The sequence below is a fragment of the Curtobacterium sp. ME26 genome (genome assembly GCF_903970945.1).
GTDB lineage: Bacteria > Actinomycetota > Actinomycetes > Actinomycetales > Microbacteriaceae > Curtobacterium > Curtobacterium citri.
In genome coordinates this window covers 19,966-38,795 of record NZ_CAJCKG010000029.1, presented here as the reverse complement: position 1 = coordinate 38,795, position 18,830 = coordinate 19,966, and the positions used below count along the sequence as shown (strand labels likewise).

Genomic DNA, 18,830 nt, shown 5'->3' with positions numbered 1-18,830 from the left:
GGATGTTGTTTCTTCCGCTCTGCAGTGTTCTTTTTCGAAACAGCAGCACGCAACACTATTTTCTGCGGAGTACCTGGAGTTCATGTTTCTCCTCTCCAAACCTCAAACGTACCTGGCGGTAGCCCCGTTTTAATGGGGTGGTTTTTGGTCTTTCGCGGTTCCCGTTCCCGTTGTCCTGGGGGCACTCCCCCCCGCCACTACGCTGATCCGCATGAGCAACGACGCGCCCCTGTCCGGATCCGCCCTGACGATCACCGCCGGTGGGTACACCGCCGAGATCGCTTCGGTGGGGGCCTCGCTCCGGACCCTGCGCGTCGAGGGGCGTGACCTGGTCGTGCCGTTCGCCGCCGACGAAGTCCGCCCGGCCTTCCGCGGTGCCGTGCTCGCGCCGTGGCCGAACCGGGTCGTCGACGGTCGCTACACGTTCGACGGCCGGGAGCACGAGCTCGCCCTGACCGAGCCGAAGCGCCACCACGCCCTGCACGGCCTCGTCGCGTGGACCGACTTCCGTGTCGTCGCGCACGAGCCCGACCGTGCCGTCCTCGCCACGACGGTGCCGGCGCAGGAGGGCTACCCGTTCCGCGTCGAGGTGCTCGTCGAGTACCGCCTCGACGCCGACGGCCTGCACACGACGATCACCGGCACGAACACGGGCGCCGACGCGGCACCGTGGGGGACCGGGCCGCACCCGTACCTCGTGGCCGGTGCCGGCCGGGTCGACGACTGGACGCTGACCCTGCCCGCGTCCGAGGTGCTCGAGGTCACCGAGGACCGCCTGGTGCCGACCGGTCTCGCGCCCGTGCACGACGCGTTCGACCTCCGCACCGCGACCCCGATCGGCGACCGGTTCATCGACCACGCCTTCACCGGGTTCGAGCGCGACGCCGCGGGGACCGCCACCATCGTGCTCACCGCGGTGGACGGGCACGGCGTCCGGGTGTCCTTCGGTCCGGAGTGCGGCTGGGCGCAGGTGCACACCGCCGACCACGTCGTCCCCGAGTACCACCGTGTCGGGCTCGCGGTCGAGCCGATGACCTGCGCGCCGGACGCCTTCAACGCCGGGTCCGGGTCCGGCCTCGTCGTGCTCGCCCCCGGTGCCGCACACGCCGCGTCGTGGACGATCGCCGCGGTCTGAGCCGAGCGCGGGTCGTCGCGCGACGGCTCGACCGGACGCCGGACCTCGGCGCGCTCGCGGCGGCGACGACCGCTGACGTCGTCTGGCTCGACTCCGGTCTGCCCGACGGTGCCCCCGACACCGGCCGCGAGCGGGCCGCCTGGTCGGTCCTCGCGCTGACGGACGGCCCCTTCGCGACGCGGTTCCGGCACGAGGACCGCCGGGCCGTCCTCGAGGTCCCACCCGCCGCCGAGCGGTGGTTCGGGGTGTCCCGCACGGAGGACCGCCGGGCGTTCGCCGTGCTCGGCGACCTGCTCGAGCGCACGCCGGTGCTCGATGCGCCCGTGCCCGGCTGCGGCTTCGCGCTCGGGTGGGTCGGGTTCCTCGGGTACGAGCTCGGCCGGGAGTCGGACGGTCCGGACCGCACCGCCGACGGGCACGCCGACGCGGACCTGCGGTTCGTCGACCGCGCGGTGGTCGTGCACGCCGACGGGCGCGCCTGGGCGCTCGCCCTGGTGGGCGAGGACGAGCCGACGGCCGGTGCGGCGAACCGGGCGTGGCTCGAGGACCCGCACGGGTCGCGGACGCGGGGCGCCGCGCCGGACGCGACCACGGGCCTCCCGGCCGTCGCCACCGGGCGCGTGACGCGCGCCGCCTACGAGGCGGCCGTGGAGGACTGCCGCACCGAGATCCGCGAGGGGAACGCGTTCCAGGTGTGCCTCACCACCGCCTTCGCGGTGGGCACGGTCGGACGGGAGGCGCGGGTCGGCCCCGGCACGGACCCCCACCTGGACGAGTACCTGCGGGTGCGACGGGCGGACCCCGTGCCGTTCGGTGCGTACCTGCGGCTCGGCCCCCTGCGGGTGGCGAGCCGGTCGCCGGAGCGCTTCCTGCGCGTCGACGCGGCGGGCACGGTGGTCGCGGAGCCCATCAAGGGGACCCGGCGGCGTGACCCGGACCCGGCGCGCGACGCGGTCGTCCGGGCCGGACTGGCGACGAGCGCGAAGGACCGGGCCGAGAACGTCATGATCGTCGACCTGCTGCGGAACGACCTGCTCCGCACGGCGGTGCCCGGGTCGGTGCACGTCGAGCGGCTCTGCGCCGTCGAGACCTACGCGAGCGTGCACCAGCTCGTGTCGACGGTGTCGGCGGTGCTGCCGGAGGGGGTCTCGCGGGCGGCGGTCGTGCACGCGGCGTTCCCGCCGGGGTCGATGACCGGCGCGCCGAAGCGCAGCGCGACGGCGATCGCGGACCGGCTCGAGGGTGCTCCGCGGGGCGTGTACTCCGGGGTCATCGGGTACTTCTCGGCGGACGGCTCGGTCGACCTGTCGGTGGCCATCCGCACACTGGTCACGGTCCTCGACGGTCGGGGCGTCGAGCGGTCGCGGTCGTTCGGCGCCGGTGGTGCGGTGACGTGGTCCTCGACGGCGGCGGACGAGGCCGACGAGGTCGAGACGAAGACCCGGTCGGTCCTCGGGGCCCTGGGAGCCACCCTGTCCTGGTGACGCCGGGCGTGTCGAACGCGTGTTCGACCAGGCTGTCCACGGATGTCGGACCCGGTTGACATCATCGAACACATGTTCGAATATGAGGGCATGCAGTCGGCGGCGGCACTCCTGTCGCCCGGGTCCGAGGGGACGTCCGGGCGGACCGGTCCTGCCCGGGCGGGCGCGGTGTCGCCGGCCTCCGCGCGGCCGACCCGGCGCGTGGACCACCTCGGTGACGCGCGGGCGGCGCTCGAGCGCATCACCGCGTTGCGCTCCCGGGTGTCCGAGATGGAGGCAACCCGCGTCGACGTCCAGGGGCTGCCCACCGCCGCGGCGCTGCAGTCCCTGCTGCCCGGCGGTGCGATCCGCGTCGGCGGGTCCTACGCGGTGCAGGAGTCGGTGCTCCTCGCGATGACCATGCTCCAGGCCGCGTCGGCCGAGGGCGCCTGGTGCGCCGTCGTCGGCGTGCCGTCCTTCGGGGTCGAGGCCGCCGCCGCGATGGGGATCGACCTCGAACGGCTCGTGCTCGTGCCCGACCCCGGGGACCAGTGGCTCACCGTGACGGCCGCACTCGCCGACGTCGCGCAGATCGTCCTCACCCGACCGCTCGGCCGCGTGGTGCCCGGCGACGTCTCGCGGCTCGCCGCTCGGCTGCGGCAGCGCGGCGGGGCGCTCGTCGCGCTGGGGTCCTGGCCCGGTGCCGACGTCACGCTGCGGGTGACGGAGTCGGTGTGGAGCGGGATCGGGGACGGCCACGGGCACCTGGCGGAGCGCCGGGCGACCGTGACGGCCTCGGGGCGGGCGGGAGCGGGACGGCCGGTCAGCGCCGACCTGCTCCTGCCGGCGGCCGACGGCGCGGTTCGTCCCGCGGTCGTCGGTGCGGTCGGGGCTGCCGGATCTGTCGGTGCTGCCGGTGCTGCCGGGTCGTCGTCGCCCGTGCTGCGTCCCGTCGCGGTGGCGTCGTGAGTCCCCGCGGGCGCTCGCGGGCGACCGCGCCGCGGGTGGCGGCACGGTCGAGCGCCGCCGTGCCCGGTGCCGTGTCCGTGCGGGCCGATGCGCTGGCGCGCGGTGGAGCACTGCCGGAGCCGCCGCCCACCCGCACGATCGTGCTCTGGTGCCCGGACTGGCCCGTGATCGCGGCGGCCCGTGCGGCGGGCTCGCCACCGGACCACCCGTTCGCCCTGGTGGCGAAGGGGACGGTGTTCGCCAGCTCGGCCAGCGCCCGGCAGCAGGGCGTGGTGCGCGGGCTCCGCGTGCGGGAGGCCCAGGCGCGCTGTCCCGAGCTCGTGGTGGAGCCCTACGACGACGCCCTCGACCACCGGGCGTTCGAACCGGTCATCCGGGCGATCGAGGAAGCCGTCCCCGGGGTCGAGGTCCTGCGCCCCGGCACGGTCGCCCTGCGCTCCCGGGGGCCGGCCCGGTACTACGGCGGCGAGCGTGCGGCTGCGGCGACCCTCGCCGGCATCGCCGCCGACCACGGCGCCCCCGGGGTGCGGGCCGGGGTGGCGGACACGCCGTTCGCGGCGGAGCAGGCGGCGCGTGCCCGTCCCGTGCGCCCGGGCGAGCGGGTGCGGATCGTGCCGGTCGGCGGGTCGGCGCCGTTCCTGGCGGACCTGCCGCTCGGCGTGCTCGGCGACCCCGACCTGGCGACGGTGCTCGGGCGGCTGGGCCTCGGCACCCTCGGCGACTTCGCCGCGCTCGGCGACGAGCAGGTGCGTGACCGGTTCGGCGTCGCCGGGGCGTTCCTGCACCGGCTCGCGGGCGGCCGTGACCCGCGCGAGGTCACGTCGCGTGCGGTCCCGCCGGAGCTCCGGGTCGAGGCGTCCTTCGAACCGCCGCTCGACCGCGCCGACCAGGTGGCGTTCGCCTTCCGGCGGTCGGCGGACGACTTCGCCGCCCGGCTGCGATCGGCGGGTCTCGTCGCCACCACCATCCGGGTCGGCATCGTCGACGAGCGCGACCTGCTGCTCGAACGGACCTGGGTGCACCCGCGGTGGTTCGACGCTGCCGACGTGGTCGACCGGGTCCGGTGGCAGCTCGCCGGCGGGGTGGACCCCACGGGGCTCGAGGCACCCGTCGTCCAGGTCGTGCTCGAACCGGTCGCGGTCGACGACGCGGCGAACCACGAGCGCGGGCTCTGGGGCACCGGACCCGACGAACGGGTGCACCACGCCCTCGCCCGCGTGCAGGGACTCGTCGGGCACGAGGGCGTGGTCACCCCGCGGATCGGCGGCGGGCGAACCCTGGCCGAACGCGTCGTGCTCGTCCCGTGGGGCGACGCCCCCGTGGGCGGCGAGCGTGCGCTGGCGACCGTCCGGGACCGACCGTGGCCCGGTCGGCTCCCCGGACCGCCGCCCGCCACCGTGCTCGAGCGGCCCCGGCCGGTGGACGTGGTCACCGCCGACGGCGAGACCGTGGACGTCGACGACCGCGGTGCGCTGACCGGTGCGCCCGAGCGCTTCCGGGCCGAGGGGGAGCGCGGCGGACGGTTCGCCCCGGTGACCGCGTGGGCGGGCCCGTGGCCGCTCGTCGTGCGCTGGTGGGAGTCCGGCGGCCGGCGCCTGCACCGGCTGCAGCTGGTCGACGGTGACGGCCGTGCCTGGTACCTGGTGCTCGCCGACCACCGCTGGTGGGCCGAGGCGGTCGCGACGTGAGGGAGCACTGATGGGCTACAGCAACCCCCCGATCCCGTGGTCGGAGTTCGAGCGAGCGCTGTCCGACAAGCGTCCGGACAGCGCGCACGCCGGCGACGGCGGGGACAGTCCGGCCTGGTCGCGGAAGCGCTCCCGGTACGTCCCGCCGCCCTCGGCGTCCGACGACGACGTCCCGGTCGTGCCGTACGCCGAGCTGCACGCGCACTCGACCTTCAGCTTCCTCGACGGTGCGAGCGGTCCGGAGCACCTGGTCGAGGAGGCAGCGCGCCTGCACCTGCACGGCCTGGCGCTCACCGACCACGACGGCTTCTACGGGGCCGCCCGGATGGCCGAGGTCGCCGAGGCGTACCCGACCGTCGCCACCGTGTACGGCACCGAGCTGTCGCTCGGGCTGACCGAGCCGCAGAACGGTGTGCCCGACCCCGAGGGCACGCACCTGCTGCTGCTCGCCGACGGCCAGGACGGCTACCACCGGTTGGCGGCGGCGGTCACCCGGGCGCACCTCGCCGCCGGTGCCGAGAAGGGGCGGCCGCAGTACGACCTCGACGAGCTCGCGGCACAGGCGGACGGGCACTGGCGGGTGCTCACGGGCTGCCGCAAGGGCACCGTGCGCCGGGCCCTCGAGCAGGGCGGCGAGTCCGCCGCCGACGAGGCCCTGCGGGCCCTGCTCGACCGGTTCGGCACGGCCGGGGTCGTCGTCGAGCTCACCGACCAGGGCGAGCCGCTCGACAGCGCGCGGAACGACGTGCTCGCAGCCCTCGCGGCACAGCACGGGCTGCCCGTCGTCGCGACCGGGAACGTGCACTACGCGACGCCCGACCGGTTCCCGGTGGCGACCGCGCTGGCGGCCGTGCGGGCCCGGCGGAGCCTCGACGAGATCGACGGCTGGCTGCCGGCCGCGCCGACCGCCCACCTGCGGTCCGGGGCCGAGATGGCCCGGCGGTTCGCGCGGTGGCCGGGGGCGGTGGAGACGAGCGTCGAGCTGGCCGACGAGCTCGGCTTCCGGCTGCGGACCGCGAAGCCCGGGCTGCCCGACGTCGAGGTCCCCGAGGGGCACACCACGATGTCGTGGCTCCGTGAGCTCACCTGGCGCGGGGCACGGCGGTTCTACCCGGGCAGCGCGGACGGCGTCGACCCGCAGAAGCGCGAGCGCATCGAGCGGGAGCTCTCCGTCATCGCGGACAAGGACTTCCCGGGGTACTTCCTGATCGTGCGGGACATGGTGCAGTACGCCCGCGACCGCGGCATCCTCTGCCAGGGGCGCGGGTCGGCGGCGAACTCGGCGGTCTGCTACCTGCTCGAGATCACCGCGGTCGACTCGATCCGGTACGGACTGCCGTTCGAGCGGTTCCTGTCGGCGATGCGCGACGAGGAGCCCGACATCGACGTCGACTTCGACTCGGACCGCCGCGAGGAGGTCATCCAGTACGTCTACGAGAAGTACGGACGGTTCAACGCCGCCCAGGTCGCGAACGTCATCACCTACCGGCCGAAGGGCGCCGTGCGCGACATGGCGAAGGCGCTCGGGCACAGCCCGGGGCAGCAGGACGCCTGGTCGAAGCAGGTCGAGCGCTGGGGGTCGGTCACCGAGAGCCAGGACCACGACATCCCGGACACGGTGGTCGACATGGCGCAGCAGGTGCTCGGGTTCCCGCGGCACCTCGGCATCCACTCCGGCGGCATGGTGCTCACCGACCGACCGGTGGGCGAGGTCGTGCCGATCGAGCACGCCCGGATGGACGGCCGGACCGTGCTGCAGTGGGACAAGGACGACTGCGCGTACATGGGGCTCGTGAAGTTCGACATGCTCGGGCTCGGGATGCTCGCGGCGCTGCAGTACTCGTTCGACCTGGCCGACGAGCACTGCGGGGAGCGCTGGGACATGCACTCCATCCCGAAGGAGGAGCAGGGCGTCTACGACCAGCTGTGCCGCGCGGACACGATCGGGGTGTTCCAGGTCGAGTCCCGTGCGCAGATGGGGACGTTGCCGCGCCTGCTGCCCCGACGGTTCTACGACCTGGTGATCGAGGTCGCCCTGGTGCGCCCCGGGCCGATCCAGGGCGGGGCCGTGCACCCGTACATCCGGCGTCGGACCGGCGAGGAGCCCATCACCTACATCCACCCCTCACTGGAGCCCGTGCTCGAGCGGACACTGGGGGTGCCGCTGTTCCAGGAGCAGCTCATGCAGATGGCGATCGCGGTCGGCGGGTGCTCCGGCGACGACGCCGACCTGCTCCGCCGCGCGATGGGGTCGAAGCGGGGGCACGAGAAGATCGAGCGGCTCCGCGAGAAGCTCTACGCGGGGATGGCGTCGAACGACATCCACGGCGCGGACGCGGACGCGATCTACGCGAAGATCCAGGCGTTCGCGAACTTCGGGTTCGCGGAGAGCCACTCGATCAGCTTCGCGCTCATCGTCTACGCGAGCGCGTGGATGCGCCTGCACTACCCGGGGGCGTTCCTGGCGGCGCTGCTCCGGGCGCAGCCGATGGGGTTCTACTCGCCGCAGACGCTGGTGGCCGACGCCCGGCGGCACGGCGTGCGCGTGTTCCGGCCGGACGTCCTGCGCTCGGGTGTCGACGCGACGCTCGAACCGCTCGACGAGCACGACGGAGCCGTGCACCTCGGTGCCGACGCGTGCCTGGCCGAGGAACAGCCCCCGGTGCTGCCGTTCGACGGTTCGCGGCCGGACGACACCGCCGAGCACCGCCGCGACGGGGCCTTCGCGGTCCGCCTCGGGCTCGCCGAGGTCGCCTCGCTCGGTCGCCGGAGTGCCGAGGCGATCGTCGCCGAGCGGGAGGCCCACGGGCCGTTCACCGACATGTCCGACCTCGCCCGGCGGGTCCGCCTGACGACGGCGCAGCTCGAGGCCCTCGCGGCGGCGGACGCGTTCGCCGGACTCGGCATCGACCGGCGGAGCGGCATGTGGTCCGCCGCCCAGGCCGCGGCGGAGCGTCCCGACCAGCTGCCGGACACGCAGGTGACGGTGCAGCCGCCGCTGTTCGGGCAGATGACGAGCGGGGACGTCCTCATCGCCGACATGTGGTCGACGGGCATGTCGACCGATGACCACCCCGTGCGACACGTCCGGTCGAGGCTGGACGCCCGAGGGGTGCTGAGCGTGCTGGACACGGCCACGGCCGAGACCGGGCGTCGCGTCGAGGTCGGCGGGATCGTCACCCACCGGCAGCGTCCGGCGACGGCGTCGGGGATCACGTTCCTCAACGTCGAGGACGAGACCGGGTTGGTGAACGTCATCTGCAGCGTCGGCGTGTGGGGACGGTACCGACGGGTGGCGCGGGAGTCGCCGGCGGTGGTGGTGCGGGGGATCCTCGAGCGGTCGCCCGACGGCGTGGTGAACCTGGTGGCCGACCAGATCGAGCACCTGCCGCTGGGGGTGCGGACGCGGTCGCGGGACTTCCAGTGACCGCCGCGGGCGGCGGTGGCGGCGCCGACGGCCGACGGCGACGGTGCGCGGGTGCCGGTCAGGCGGTGGTCTGCGGAGGCACCACGGGCACCCGGACGGTGACCTCGAGCCCACCGGAACGCACGTTGCGGAGCGAGGCCGTGCCTCCCGACCGTTCCGCGATGGCACGCACGATCGCGAGCCCGAGGCCGGAGCCGCCCGGCAGCGGGACCCCGCCCGTCGCCGGGTCCGGGTCGCGGCGTGACGTCCGCGCCTCGTCGGGGCGCGTGAACCGGTCGAAGGCGACCGGGATGAACGACTCCGGCACCCCGGGGCCGTCGTCGGTGACCTGCAGGACGCCCTCGGCCCCCTCGACGCGCCAGGACACGAACACGCCACCCCCGCGGGGGAGTGCCGCGACCGCGTTGCTCGCGGTGTTCGTCACGAGCTGCGCCATGCCGCCGGTGTCCAACCGGAAGCGCGGCTCGCCGGCGTCCGTCCCGACGCCACCGGGGACCACGCCGTCGGAGCGGTCCGACGACGCGTCCGAGCGCGGGGCCGCGACCGGTGCACCGTGCGGCTCGGAGGAACCGGCCGGGCTCGTGGGTCCGGGCGGCTCGAGGTCGAAGTCCACCGTGATGTCCTTCGCCGACGCGATGAGCCGCACGCGGTCGACGGCGGCCATGACCTCGTCACCGAGGTCGCTCCACGTGGTCGTCGGCTGCGGGCCGCCGTCCTGTTCGCGTCGCTCCGAGTCCTCGATCCTGGAGAGCGTCAGCAGGTCGTTCGCGAGTCGGGACAGCCGGGCCACACTGCGCTTGGCGCGGTCGATGTGGGCCGCGAGCGCCGCGGCGTCGTCGCCGTCGAGCGACGCGAGGTCGAGCTGCGTGGTGAGGATGGCGAGCGGGGTGCGGAGCTCGTGGCTGGCGTCCGACACCATCTGTCGTTCGCGCTCGGTGGCCTGCCGCGTCCGGGCGAGGAAGGCGTTCAACGTGGTGGCGAGCGAGGCGAGCTCGTCCTGGGCCGGACCGACCGGGAGCTCGGCTCGCTCGGGGGCGACCGAGAGCCGTTCGGCCTCGCGGCGCATCCGGTTCACCGGGCGCAAGGCGGCAGTGGCGAGGATCCACGAGGCGACACCGAAGGCGATGAGGATCGCGAGTCCGGTGAGCGAGAGGGTGGTGGTGAGGTCGTCGACGACGATCGCTTCGGCCTGGGAGTTGCGGGCGGCGACGACCGTCCAGCGGCCGGCCTGGTTGACCGGGTGCTCGATGACCACGCGGTACTCGGAGCCGGACACGTCGATGACCGAGGCACCGGCCTGGGTGCTGGTCAGGCTGCCGAGGGCGCGCTCGACCCGGGGCGGCATCGTCGACAGGCGGATCTGTCCCGACGGGGCGACGACGGCGACGAGCTGGGCGTTGCCGGGTGCGGACAGGTCGGGATCGCTGTCCACCTCGAGCGTCGCCACGTACGGGTCGACGTCGGCGTCGAGGAGCGTCCTCGTGGCGCTCGCGACGACGCTGACGACCTGGAAGCGCATGACGAGCACGAGCAGGACGATGACGACCGCCGCGATCGCGGTCGAACCGATCGTGATCCGCGAGCGGAGCGACAGGTTCCGCAGCGGACGGGGCAGCCCGTGTCGGGGTCCGGGACTCCCGGGGGTCGGCGCCGTTTCGGTCACGCCCCGAGCAGGTCGAGGCGGTACCCGCGACCCCGCACGGTCGAGATGGCGACGGTCGCCTCGTGCGACGTCAGCTTCTTGCGGAGGTACGAGATGTACTGCTCGACGACGTTCGGGTCGACGTGCTGCGAGCCGTCCCAGACCTCCTCGAGGATCTTCGGGCGGTCGACGACGGAGCCGACGGAGCGGGCGAGGAGCCGCAGGAGCGCGAACTCGGTCGGGCTCACGGCGACGCGCTGCCCCTTGATGGAGATGCGGCGGGCCTCGGAGTCGATCGCGACGTCGCCGACCTCGATCGTGCGCTGGCCGGCGGTCGACTCACGGCGACCGAGGGCGCGGAGCCGGGCGGTGAGCTCGGCGAAGGCGAAGGGCTTCGTCAGGTAGTCGTCGGCGCCGGCGTCGAGGCCGAACACCCGGTCGTCCACGGCGTCGCGCGCGGTCACGAGCAGGATGCGGACCGGGTCCTCGCGCTCGCGGATGCGTCGCGCGAGCTCGAAGCCGGACATGCCGGGCATCATGACGTCGACGACCGCGAGGTCGAAGGCCTGCTCGCCGAGGGCGATGAGCGCCTCGACCCCGTTCTCGACCGCGGTGACGCGGTACCCCTCTGCTGCGAGTCCCCGCTCCATGAGCGCACGCATCTCGTCGTCGTCCTCGACCACCAACAGGCGCATGATCGACCTCCTCGGACCCCATCGTGGCAGGGAACGGGCGGTTCGGGGCCGTCGGACCTCCGAAGTCGCTGAATCTCGTCTCAGTGACCCCCGCGGCTGCCGGTCCCCCGAGCAGCGCCCGGACGACGGGCCCGCCGTGCCGGTGTCACCCCACCGGGGGCAGGACGATGCGTCCCGTGGAGTGGGGAGTGATACCGAGCGGTACTCGTTGCTAGGCTCCGGACCGGACGCGGCGTACCCGACGCGGTGTCCGTGGGGGGAACCGTGCACGACCGATCAGACCACGCCGACACGCCAGCGCAGCACCACCCGGCGGTCGCGCGCCTGCTGGCCGAGCTCGACGCCGCGCGCGTCGGCATCGTCGTCCTCGACGAGCTCGACGCCCCGCGACGTGAGCGTGTCGTCGCCGAGCTCCGCACCGCGGTGCCGGACCTGGCGAGCCGCGCTGCGCACGAGGCCGGAGCGGAGCACGTCGTCGCGAGCATCCGTGCCGTGGCCGGTCACGTTCCGGACGGTGTCGGGCCTGCAGGGGCCGCGACCGGGCTGTGGGAGGACATCGTGCACACTGCGGTCGAGGCAGCCCGGGCGGTCGGACGTCCGGAGCCCGTCACCCTGGTCCGCTGACCGCAGCGACGCAGCGACGCAGCGACGCAGCGACGCAGCGACGCAGCAGCGACGCAGCGACCAGGCGACCCAGCGGAGCGTCCTGCCGCCGTCAGTCGTCCTCGCCGAGCAGCTCCTCGCGCACGCGTCGGATGTCCTCGAGCAGCGCCCCGATGAGCACCCAGTGCCGCGAGTTCGGGCGGACGACCGCGAGCGGCGCCGTGAGCGCCGGCTCCACCGCGTCCGTGTCGTCCCGCTCCGCGCCCACGAAGCCGTCGTGCTCCGCGTGGTGCAACCGCGTCGCCTCGACGCGTGCGCTCAGCGCCCGGACGTCCGCTCCGATCCGGGCGACCTCGGTCGCGATGCTGCCGACGACGGGGTCCGAGCGCAGGTCCGGCGCCGTGTTGTCGCGGACGGCGCGCGTCATGCCGGTCACCCGCGTCACGAGGACCCGCAGGTGTTCGGCGACGGCGACGTCCCGCTCGAGGATCGTCCGGTGCCGACCGCCCCGCGGGTTCATCGTCAGCGACTCGCCGGCGGCCGTGAGGGAGGCCTCGGCGCGGGCGTGCTGCTGCCGGAGCGCACGGGCCTGCAGGAGTGCCTCGTGCCACCGGTCGGCGTCCCACCCCTCGGTGAGCCCGATCGCGATCCGTTCGAACGCGGCCGCGGTGTCGCGGGCGAGTCGGGCGACCGCCAGGTGTGCCGGTTCGAGGAGCACGGGCGGCACGACGACCGCGTTGACCACGAGCGCGACGACCGCGCCGATCACCGTCTCGAGGATGCGGTCGGCCGAGTAGTTCGGCGTGACGACGCCCGCGGTGAGCACGAGCATGCCGCTGATGCCCACCTGGGTCGCCGACGTCGGGGTGAGCCGGAGCGCCCAGCTGAGCAGGATCGCGAGCACGATGACGACGAGCACGACCCAGACGGCGTCGCCGAACAGCAGGTGGAACCCGGTGGCCAGCACGACGCCGAGCACCACCCCGGCGCTCCGCTCCAACCCCTTCACGAAGGACTGGTTGATGCTCGGTTGCACGACGAGCAGCGCCGCGATCGCGGCGAAGGTCGGGAACGGTCCGTCGACGAGCACCCGGCAGAGCAGCACCGCCGCGACCACCGCCACCGCGGTCTTCACGACCTGCAGGAACGGCGTGCGGCTGGAACTGCGGAGGCGCGCGACCGGGTTCACGACGACCACGCTAGCCACGAGCCGCACGCCGAGCCGTGCACGATGGCGACGAAAGCACGTCCGCACGGTTGACTGGTCCCGTGTGGCCCAACCATGAGCGCGTCATCCCGCAGGCCTTCGCCGGCTCCGGGACCTCGGTGGTCGCCGCACGCGCGCACTCCGTCGAACCGTCGGGCAACGGCTACCTCTACGGGTACGAGGTCGACACGGTGGACCGGGCCGGCCAGCGCGCCACCGTCCTGACCTACGTCGACACCGGCGGCGCCCACGACCAGAACAGCGCCATCGTCACCGATCCCGCGACCGGCGAGCCCGTGTCCGTGTGGGCGTACCCGAACGACCCCGGCCTGCCCGTGCTGCCGCAGGTCACCTACCGTGACGCCGTGGCCGAGCTCCTGGCCGGCCTCGGCATGCCCGTCACCGACCCGGTGCTCTCCGTCGCGGCCTACCGCCCGGGCAAGCGGGCGGTCGTCCGCGTCGACGCCCCGGAGCGCACCCTCTTCCTCAAGATCGTGCGACCGCACCGGGTCGCTCCGATCGTCGAGTCCCACGAGCAGTTCACCGCCGCCGGGCTGCCGGTGCCGCGGGTGCTGTCGAGCCGCGGGGACGGCCTGCTCGTGCTCGAGCGGATCCGCGGGGTGCCGGCCGGCAGCCGCATCACCGAGATCGCCGACGACCCGCGCTTCGTCGCCTCGCTCGCGGCGCTCACCGGGCGGATCGCGACCGTGCCGATGACGCAGCAGGCACGCGCCGACGCGATGGACCACGCCGACTGGCACCGTCGCACGCTGGTCACCGCGCTGCCGCAGGACGCCGCCGAGATCGACGCGCTCTACGACGCGATCGGCCGCCGCTCGGTCGGCTGGGGGAGCGCGACGAAGCAGGTCGTGCACGGGGACCTGCACCTCGAGCAGGTCTTCGTCGACGAGGACGAGCCGTGGCGCATCTCGGGCCTGCTCGACATCGACACCGCCGGGTGGGGCTTCCCGGTCCGCGACATCGGCGCCGTGGTGGCGCACCTCGTCGTCACGGGACTCTGGCACCGGTCGCGCGGCGACGCCGAGCGCGGTGCGGCCGCGGAGCGCCTCGCCGACGCCGTGGCGCGCGACTGGGTCGCACGGAACCCCGGCGAAGCGGACCGCATCGGTCCGGCGATCGGCGCGCAGCTCCTCGCACACGCGGGCGGACAGGCGACGACCGGTTCGGCGAACGGGATCGAGACCGCGCAGCACCTGCTGACGGCGACGCGGGCGGCGCTCGCCGAGGCGTCGCCGGTCGTGCCGTCGGACGGCACGCTCCGCCCGCGGTCCGCGCCGCAGGCCTGACCGCACCGCCCCCGCACCGCCGCGTCCAGTCGGGCGTGCGCCGCGTCCTGTCGGGCGTGCACCGCGTCGGACGGGAGGCACGCGGCGGCGTCGACCCGTGCCTCCCGTCCGACGCCCGGTCACCGTCGAGAGCCGCCCGCGCGACCGCGCACCGGGACCGGCCGGTGGTCGCGACGCGCGCGGGTCACGTGGACTCGCCTCCGTCGGTCGTCGGGGAGTAAACTGTGCCTGCACGCACCGTGTCGTCACGTGCCGCGTCGATTCCGGACGCGACAGTCGGTCGCTTGACCGACGTGGGGACCGGATCCGTGGATGCCCGACGGACACCACGTGCGTGCGACGGCGCCGGATCCCGGCGCGGACCGTCGTGCCGGACACCCTCGGGGTGCGGGCGCGGGCGGACCGCGGGAGTCCACCGGACGTCCTGTGACGGGACCGGCGAACGAGCGGGCCAGGGTGGCCCGTGGGCCGGAGCCGCGCCAGGCGCCGGTCGATGACTTCCCGCCGAGACGGCGGCTCGCCCGGACACGGGCGGAACAAGGAGGAGCGTTGGCTCGATCAGGCACCCGGCGAGCAGCCGGCGGGACGCGGACCGCGTCGCGCCGCACCCGGCCGCTCGACAACGACGGCGTCATCCCCGTCCTCGCCCGCGCGGTGCGCGAGGTCGAGGCGGCGGCGCAGCGTGGACCGCTCAAGGCGTCGAACCGGTCGAAGTTCCAGGCCGTCGCGCTGCTCATGCGCGAGGAGCGTGCGCGGGTCAAGGCCGACCCGGAGCTCTCCGAGGCGCAGCGCGCCGAGCAGCTCAAGCGGCTCGACGGGGTCGCGACGATCCTGGCGAAGACCGCGGCGCGCGACACGAGCGTCATCCAGCTGCTCACCGAGGAGGCCTCGGTCGGCGAGGCGACCCGGACCGCGAAGCGCGACATGATGATCGCCGGCGGCATGGAGCTGCAGCCGCAGGACCTCGTGATCGCCGCGGAGCCGTCGCCGGTCGTCGAGACGCCGGTGCGCTCGGTGCTGCCGCAGGCGGTCGTGCAGCGCCAGCTCGCGAACCCGTTCCTCGCGCCGGACTTCGCTCTCGCCGACCAGCCGGTCGCGCACCCGCGGCGCCTGGCGAACTGGGAGCTGTTCGGTCCGCTCTTCAAGTCGTTCGAGTACGGCGCGGGCGGGGGAGCGGCCTCGATGCCGCTGCCCGAGCCGTCGTCGCTGCACTCGCGGTCCGGCACCACGCTCATGAAGCACCAGGCGGAGCTCGTGGCGGCCGCCTCCCAGGGGCACCGCTCGTTCCTGCTCGCCGACGAACCGGGCCTCGGCAAGACCGCGCAGTCCCTGCTCGCCGCCGACGCCGCGAACGCGTTCCCGCTGCTCGTCGTCGTGCCGAACGTCGTGAAGACGAACTGGGCGCGCGAGGCCGCCCGCTGGGTGCCGAACCGGACCGCGACGGTCATCCACGGCGACGGTGACGACCTCGACGGCTTCGCCGACATCGTCATCGTGAACTACGAGATCCTCGACCGGCACGCCGGCTGGCTCGGGAACTTCGGGTTCCGCGGCATGGTCGTCGACGAGGCGCACTTCATCAAGAACAAGGAGTCGCAGCGCTCCCGGTTCGTGCTGCAGCTCGCCGAGAAGATCCGCTCGCGGGTGTCGTCGCCGCTGCTCATGGCGCTGACCGGGACGCCGCTGATCAACTCCGTCGAGGACTTCCGCACCATCTGGGAGTTCCTCGGCTGGATCGACGACAAGAAGCCGCGCGCGAAGCTCATGAACGAGCTCGAGGAGATCGGGCTGACCCCGGCCGACCCCGGGTTCTTCGTCGAGGCGCGCAAGGCCGTCATCGACCAGGGCATCGTCCGCCGCCGCAAGGTGGACGTCGCCGCGGACATCCCCGCCCGACGCATCGCCGACATCCCGGTCGAGCTCGACGGGGAAGAGGGCCGGTCGATCCGCGACGCCGAGCGCGAGCTCACCGCGAAGCTCGTGCGCCGCTACCACCAGGCGCTCGACGCCCGCACCGGGCAGGACCCGGTCGTCGGCATCGACCACAAGCTCGTCCGCCAGGTCGCGCGGTGGGAGCTCGAGGACCAGGACGCCTCGTCGACCGGCGAGAACGTGTTCTCGATGGTCCGACGCATCGGTCGCGCGAAGGCGCAGCTCGCGGCGGACTACGCGGCGCAGCTCGCCTCGAACGTCGGCAAGGTCGTGTTCTTCGCGAAGCACCTCGACGTGATGGACCAGGCCGAGGAGGTCTTCGCCCGTCGGCACCTGAAGACCGCCACGATCCGCGGCGACCAGACGCCGGCGCAGCGCACGGCCGAGATCGACTCGTTCGTGAACGACCCCGACGTGGCCGTCATCGTCTGCTCGCTCACCGCGGCGGGCGTCGGCCTGAACCTGCAGGTGGCGTCCAACGTCGTGCTCGCCGAGCTGTCCTGGACGAGCGCCGAGCAGACCCAGGCGATCGACCGAGTGCACCGCATCGGGCAGGATGAGCCCGTCACCGCGTGGCGCATCATCGCCGCGCAGACGATCGACACCAAGATCGCCGAGCTCATCGACTCGAAGGCGTCCCTCGCCGCCCGCGCGCTCGACGGCTCGGACGAGGAGGTCGCCGACTCGGGCGACATCCAGCTCGACGCGATGGTGGCGCTGCTCGAGGACGCACTGGCGCGCTGACGCGGGGCGCTGGCGCCTCACACGCGGTGTCGAACCACGAAACCGACATCGAACCGGGGCTCGCGCCTGGTTCGATGTCGGTTTCGTGGTTCGTCAGGGCCAGCCGGCCCCGCGCTGCGCCTCAGACGCGCGACTGCACCTCGGCCAACGAGGGGTTCGTCGCCGTGCTCCCGTCCGGGAACACCAGCGTCGGCACGGTCTGGTTGCCGCCGTTCACCTCGGCGACGAGCTCGGCCGTCCCCGGGGTCTGCTCGATGTCGACCTCGCGGAAGGGGACACCGGCCTTCGTCATCTGGTTCTTCAGCCGGGCGCAGTAGCCGCACCAGCTCGTGGTGAACATCGTGACGCCGCCGGCCTCGGGCACGAACGCGTCGCGGGTGATCGTCTCGCTCATGTCCACAGGCTAACCCCGCCGGTTCGGGGAACCCCGGACGCCCTGGTAGACAGGAGCGTGTGACGGACACCCACCTCGAGATCGAGCGCACCTACGACCTGCCCGAGGGCGACGACCTCCCCGACCTGGTCGGGATCGGCAGCATCGCCCGCACCGAGCACGAGGAACCGTTCGTCCTCGACGCCACCTACTGGGACACCGAGCGGTACGACCTCGTGGCGTCCCGCGTCACCGTCCGGCGCCGGACGGGCGGCCACGATGCCGGGTGGCACATCAAGCGCTCCGCGTCGGACACCGTCCGCCACGAGCAGCACTTCCCCCTGACCGAGGACGCCGACACCGTGCCGGACGAGGTCCTCGGCGCGCTCTTCACCGAGCGGCGCGGACGCGGCCTGCAGCCCGTCCTGCGCATCACGACCACGCGGACGGTCACCCGGCTGCTCGACGAGGACGACGAGCAGGTCGCCGAGCTCGCGGACGACGCCGTCGTCGCGCAGCGCCTCGACGACGCGGCACCGGCGACCCCCCGGACGTGGCGCGAGGTCGAGGTCGAGACGGTCGGCGACGTCGACGAACAGGTCGCGCACGAGCTCTTCGCCTCGCTCGACGGACGGTTCGCTGCCGTCGGTGCCGCGCCGGCAGCGGTCGCGTCGAAGCTGGCGCGGGGGCTCGAGGGTGCGCCGGCGGCACGCCTCCGCACCGCCGACAAGCCCGAGAAGGGCACCGCGGCCCGTGCGCTCACGAAGCGGTTGCGCAAGCTGCGGACGGCACTCCTCGGCCAGGAGGCCGTGCTCCGCGCCGGCGGGTCGGCCGACCTCCGCGGGACGGCCCGGACCGCCCTCGGCATCGCCGCCGTCCTGTCGGCCTACCGTCCGGCGTTCCCCGACACCGCCGCGGCCGACCGCGCCGCCGAGGCGGCGGACGCCCTGGCGGCCGTCACCGCCCGTGCCGCGCTCGCAGAGCACCTCGTGGAGCGCCTGCCCTACGCGTCGTCACCGGCCCAGGACCTGCTCGTCGACGCCATGACCCGCGAGCGGATCCTCGCCGCGACCCGGGAGCGCCGCTCCGTCGCGGTGGGCGAGGTCACGGCCTTCCTGCACGGCGAGCCGTACCTCGAGCTGCTCGACGCCCTCGACGACGCGGTCGAACGGCCCGCACCGACCGCCTGGGCGCTGCGGTCGCCGAAGCACGTGGCGCAGGACGTCTCGGCGGTCGAGAAGCCGCGCGTCCGTGAGCTCGTGCGACAGGCCGTCGCGGACGACGACGAGAGCGTCGGGCTCGTCGACCGCGAGGCGTCGGAGCGCACCGCGACCGAGGAGGCCTGGCGCGCGTCCACCCGGGCCCGCGCGGCGATGGACGTGCTCGGCGACGACGCCTTCCCGCACGCGCTGTGGACGCGCATCGGGGACGCCGCCGACGTGCTGACCGAGCGGGTGCGCTCGTTGCACGCGCTCGACGTCTTGCGGGTGCACGCGGGGATCGCCGAGCGCGGTGGGGAGGGGACGTTCGGGTACGGCGTGCTCGCGGGTGACCGCGTCCGGCTGGCCGAGGAGTCCTACGACCAGGCGGTGCACGCGCTCAACCGCGTCTGAGCGGCCGGGCCGGGACGCGTCGTCCCGGCCCG

Annotated in this window: 13 protein-coding genes; 9 read left to right on the top strand and 4 right to left on the bottom strand. The window is 74.1% G+C overall.

The genetic code is table 11. The features are described 5' to 3' along the window. Positions 1–211: 211 nt before the first annotated feature. The 5 genes from H7A69_RS11990 (at position 212) to H7A69_RS11970 (ending at position 8,682) form a co-directional block, all read left to right on the top strand. On the top strand, positions 212–1,135 hold the full coding sequence (locus H7A69_RS11990; protein WP_182047218.1) for an aldose 1-epimerase family protein: 924 nt from the start codon (positions 212–214) through the stop codon (positions 1,133–1,135). Further along, positions 1,114–2,619: an anthranilate synthase component I family protein gene (locus tag H7A69_RS11985; RefSeq protein ID WP_182047217.1), complete on the top strand. Its 1,506-nt coding sequence runs from the start codon at positions 1,114–1,116 to the stop codon at positions 2,617–2,619. Before H7A69_RS11990 ends, H7A69_RS11985 begins: the two co-directional genes overlap by 22 nt. 72 nt (positions 2,620–2,691) lie before the next feature. Beyond that, positions 2,692–3,567: a hypothetical protein gene (locus tag H7A69_RS11980; RefSeq protein ID WP_182047216.1), complete on the top strand. Its 876-nt coding sequence runs from the start codon at positions 2,692–2,694 to the stop codon at positions 3,565–3,567. Between the two features lie 35 nt (positions 3,568–3,602). Further along, complete coding sequence (locus tag H7A69_RS11975) at positions 3,603–5,255, top strand: DNA polymerase Y family protein (RefSeq protein WP_259346206.1); 1,653 nt, start codon at positions 3,603–3,605, stop codon at positions 5,253–5,255. A gap of 10 nt (positions 5,256–5,265) precedes the next feature. Next, a complete protein-coding gene (locus tag H7A69_RS11970) occupies positions 5,266–8,682 on the top strand; it encodes an error-prone DNA polymerase (RefSeq protein WP_182047215.1) in 3,417 nt (1,138 codons plus the stop codon). Positions 8,683–8,740: 58 nt separating this feature from the next. Here H7A69_RS11970 and H7A69_RS11965 read toward each other — a convergent pair whose 3' ends face one another. Next, positions 8,741–10,345 carry a sensor histidine kinase gene (locus tag H7A69_RS11965; RefSeq protein ID WP_182047214.1) on the bottom strand — a complete coding sequence of 535 codons (1,605 nt, stop codon included), beginning with the start codon at positions 10,343–10,345 and terminating at the stop codon, positions 8,741–8,743. Then, positions 10,342–11,019 carry a response regulator transcription factor gene (locus H7A69_RS11960; protein WP_069711481.1) on the bottom strand — a complete coding sequence of 226 codons (678 nt, stop codon included), beginning with the start codon at positions 11,017–11,019 and terminating at the stop codon, positions 10,342–10,344. The genes H7A69_RS11965 and H7A69_RS11960 overlap by 4 nt, the downstream gene beginning before the upstream one ends. 264 nt (positions 11,020–11,283) lie before the next feature. Between H7A69_RS11960 and H7A69_RS11955 the strand changes: the two genes are divergently transcribed. Beyond that, positions 11,284–11,643 (top strand): hypothetical protein, encoded by a 360-nt coding sequence (locus H7A69_RS11955; RefSeq protein ID WP_182047213.1) that lies wholly within the window; start codon positions 11,284–11,286, stop codon positions 11,641–11,643. A gap of 91 nt (positions 11,644–11,734) precedes the next feature. Here H7A69_RS11955 and H7A69_RS11950 read toward each other — a convergent pair whose 3' ends face one another. Further along, on the bottom strand, positions 11,735–12,811 hold the full coding sequence (locus H7A69_RS11950; RefSeq protein WP_182047212.1) for an FUSC family protein: 1,077 nt from the start codon (positions 12,809–12,811) through the stop codon (positions 11,735–11,737). Between the two features lie 80 nt (positions 12,812–12,891). Between H7A69_RS11950 and H7A69_RS11945 the strand changes: the two genes are divergently transcribed. Both H7A69_RS11945 and H7A69_RS11940 read left to right on the top strand, forming a co-directional pair. Further along, the gene (locus H7A69_RS11945; protein ID WP_069711479.1) at positions 12,892–14,136 is read left to right on the top strand and encodes a phosphotransferase enzyme family protein; all 1,245 of its coding nucleotides are present in this window, start codon (positions 12,892–12,894) and stop codon (positions 14,134–14,136) included. Positions 14,137–14,685: 549 nt separating this feature from the next. Beyond that, the gene (locus H7A69_RS11940; RefSeq protein ID WP_182047211.1) at positions 14,686–16,812 is read left to right on the top strand and encodes a DEAD/DEAH box helicase; all 2,127 of its coding nucleotides are present in this window, start codon (positions 14,686–14,688) and stop codon (positions 16,810–16,812) included. Positions 16,813–16,933: 121 nt separating this feature from the next. Here H7A69_RS11940 and H7A69_RS11935 read toward each other — a convergent pair whose 3' ends face one another. After that, positions 16,934–17,206, bottom strand: coding sequence for a mycoredoxin (locus H7A69_RS11935; protein ID WP_022902366.1), 273 nt, complete (start codon positions 17,204–17,206; stop codon positions 16,934–16,936). Between the two features lie 59 nt (positions 17,207–17,265). Here H7A69_RS11935 and H7A69_RS11930 point away from each other — a divergent pair, with 59 nt between their 5' ends. Next, the gene (locus tag H7A69_RS11930) at positions 17,266–18,798 is read left to right on the top strand and encodes a CYTH domain-containing protein (RefSeq protein ID WP_182047210.1); all 1,533 of its coding nucleotides are present in this window, start codon (positions 17,266–17,268) and stop codon (positions 18,796–18,798) included. Positions 18,799–18,830 lie beyond the last annotated feature (32 nt).

Coding starts and splice junctions, on each gene's coding strand:
- H7A69_RS11960 (WP_069711481.1), bottom strand. CDS start 11,019: ATGCGCCTGTTGGTGGTCGAGGACGACGACGAGATGCGTGCGCTCATG.
- H7A69_RS11970 (WP_182047215.1), top strand. CDS start 5,266: ATGGGCTACAGCAACCCCCCGATCCCGTGGTCGGAGTTCGAGCGAGCG.
- H7A69_RS11980 (WP_182047216.1), top strand. CDS start 2,692: ATGTTCGAATATGAGGGCATGCAGTCGGCGGCGGCACTCCTGTCGCCC.
- H7A69_RS11935 (WP_022902366.1), bottom strand. CDS start 17,206: ATGAGCGAGACGATCACCCGCGACGCGTTCGTGCCCGAGGCCGGCGGC.
- H7A69_RS11990 (WP_182047218.1), top strand. CDS start 212: ATGAGCAACGACGCGCCCCTGTCCGGATCCGCCCTGACGATCACCGCC.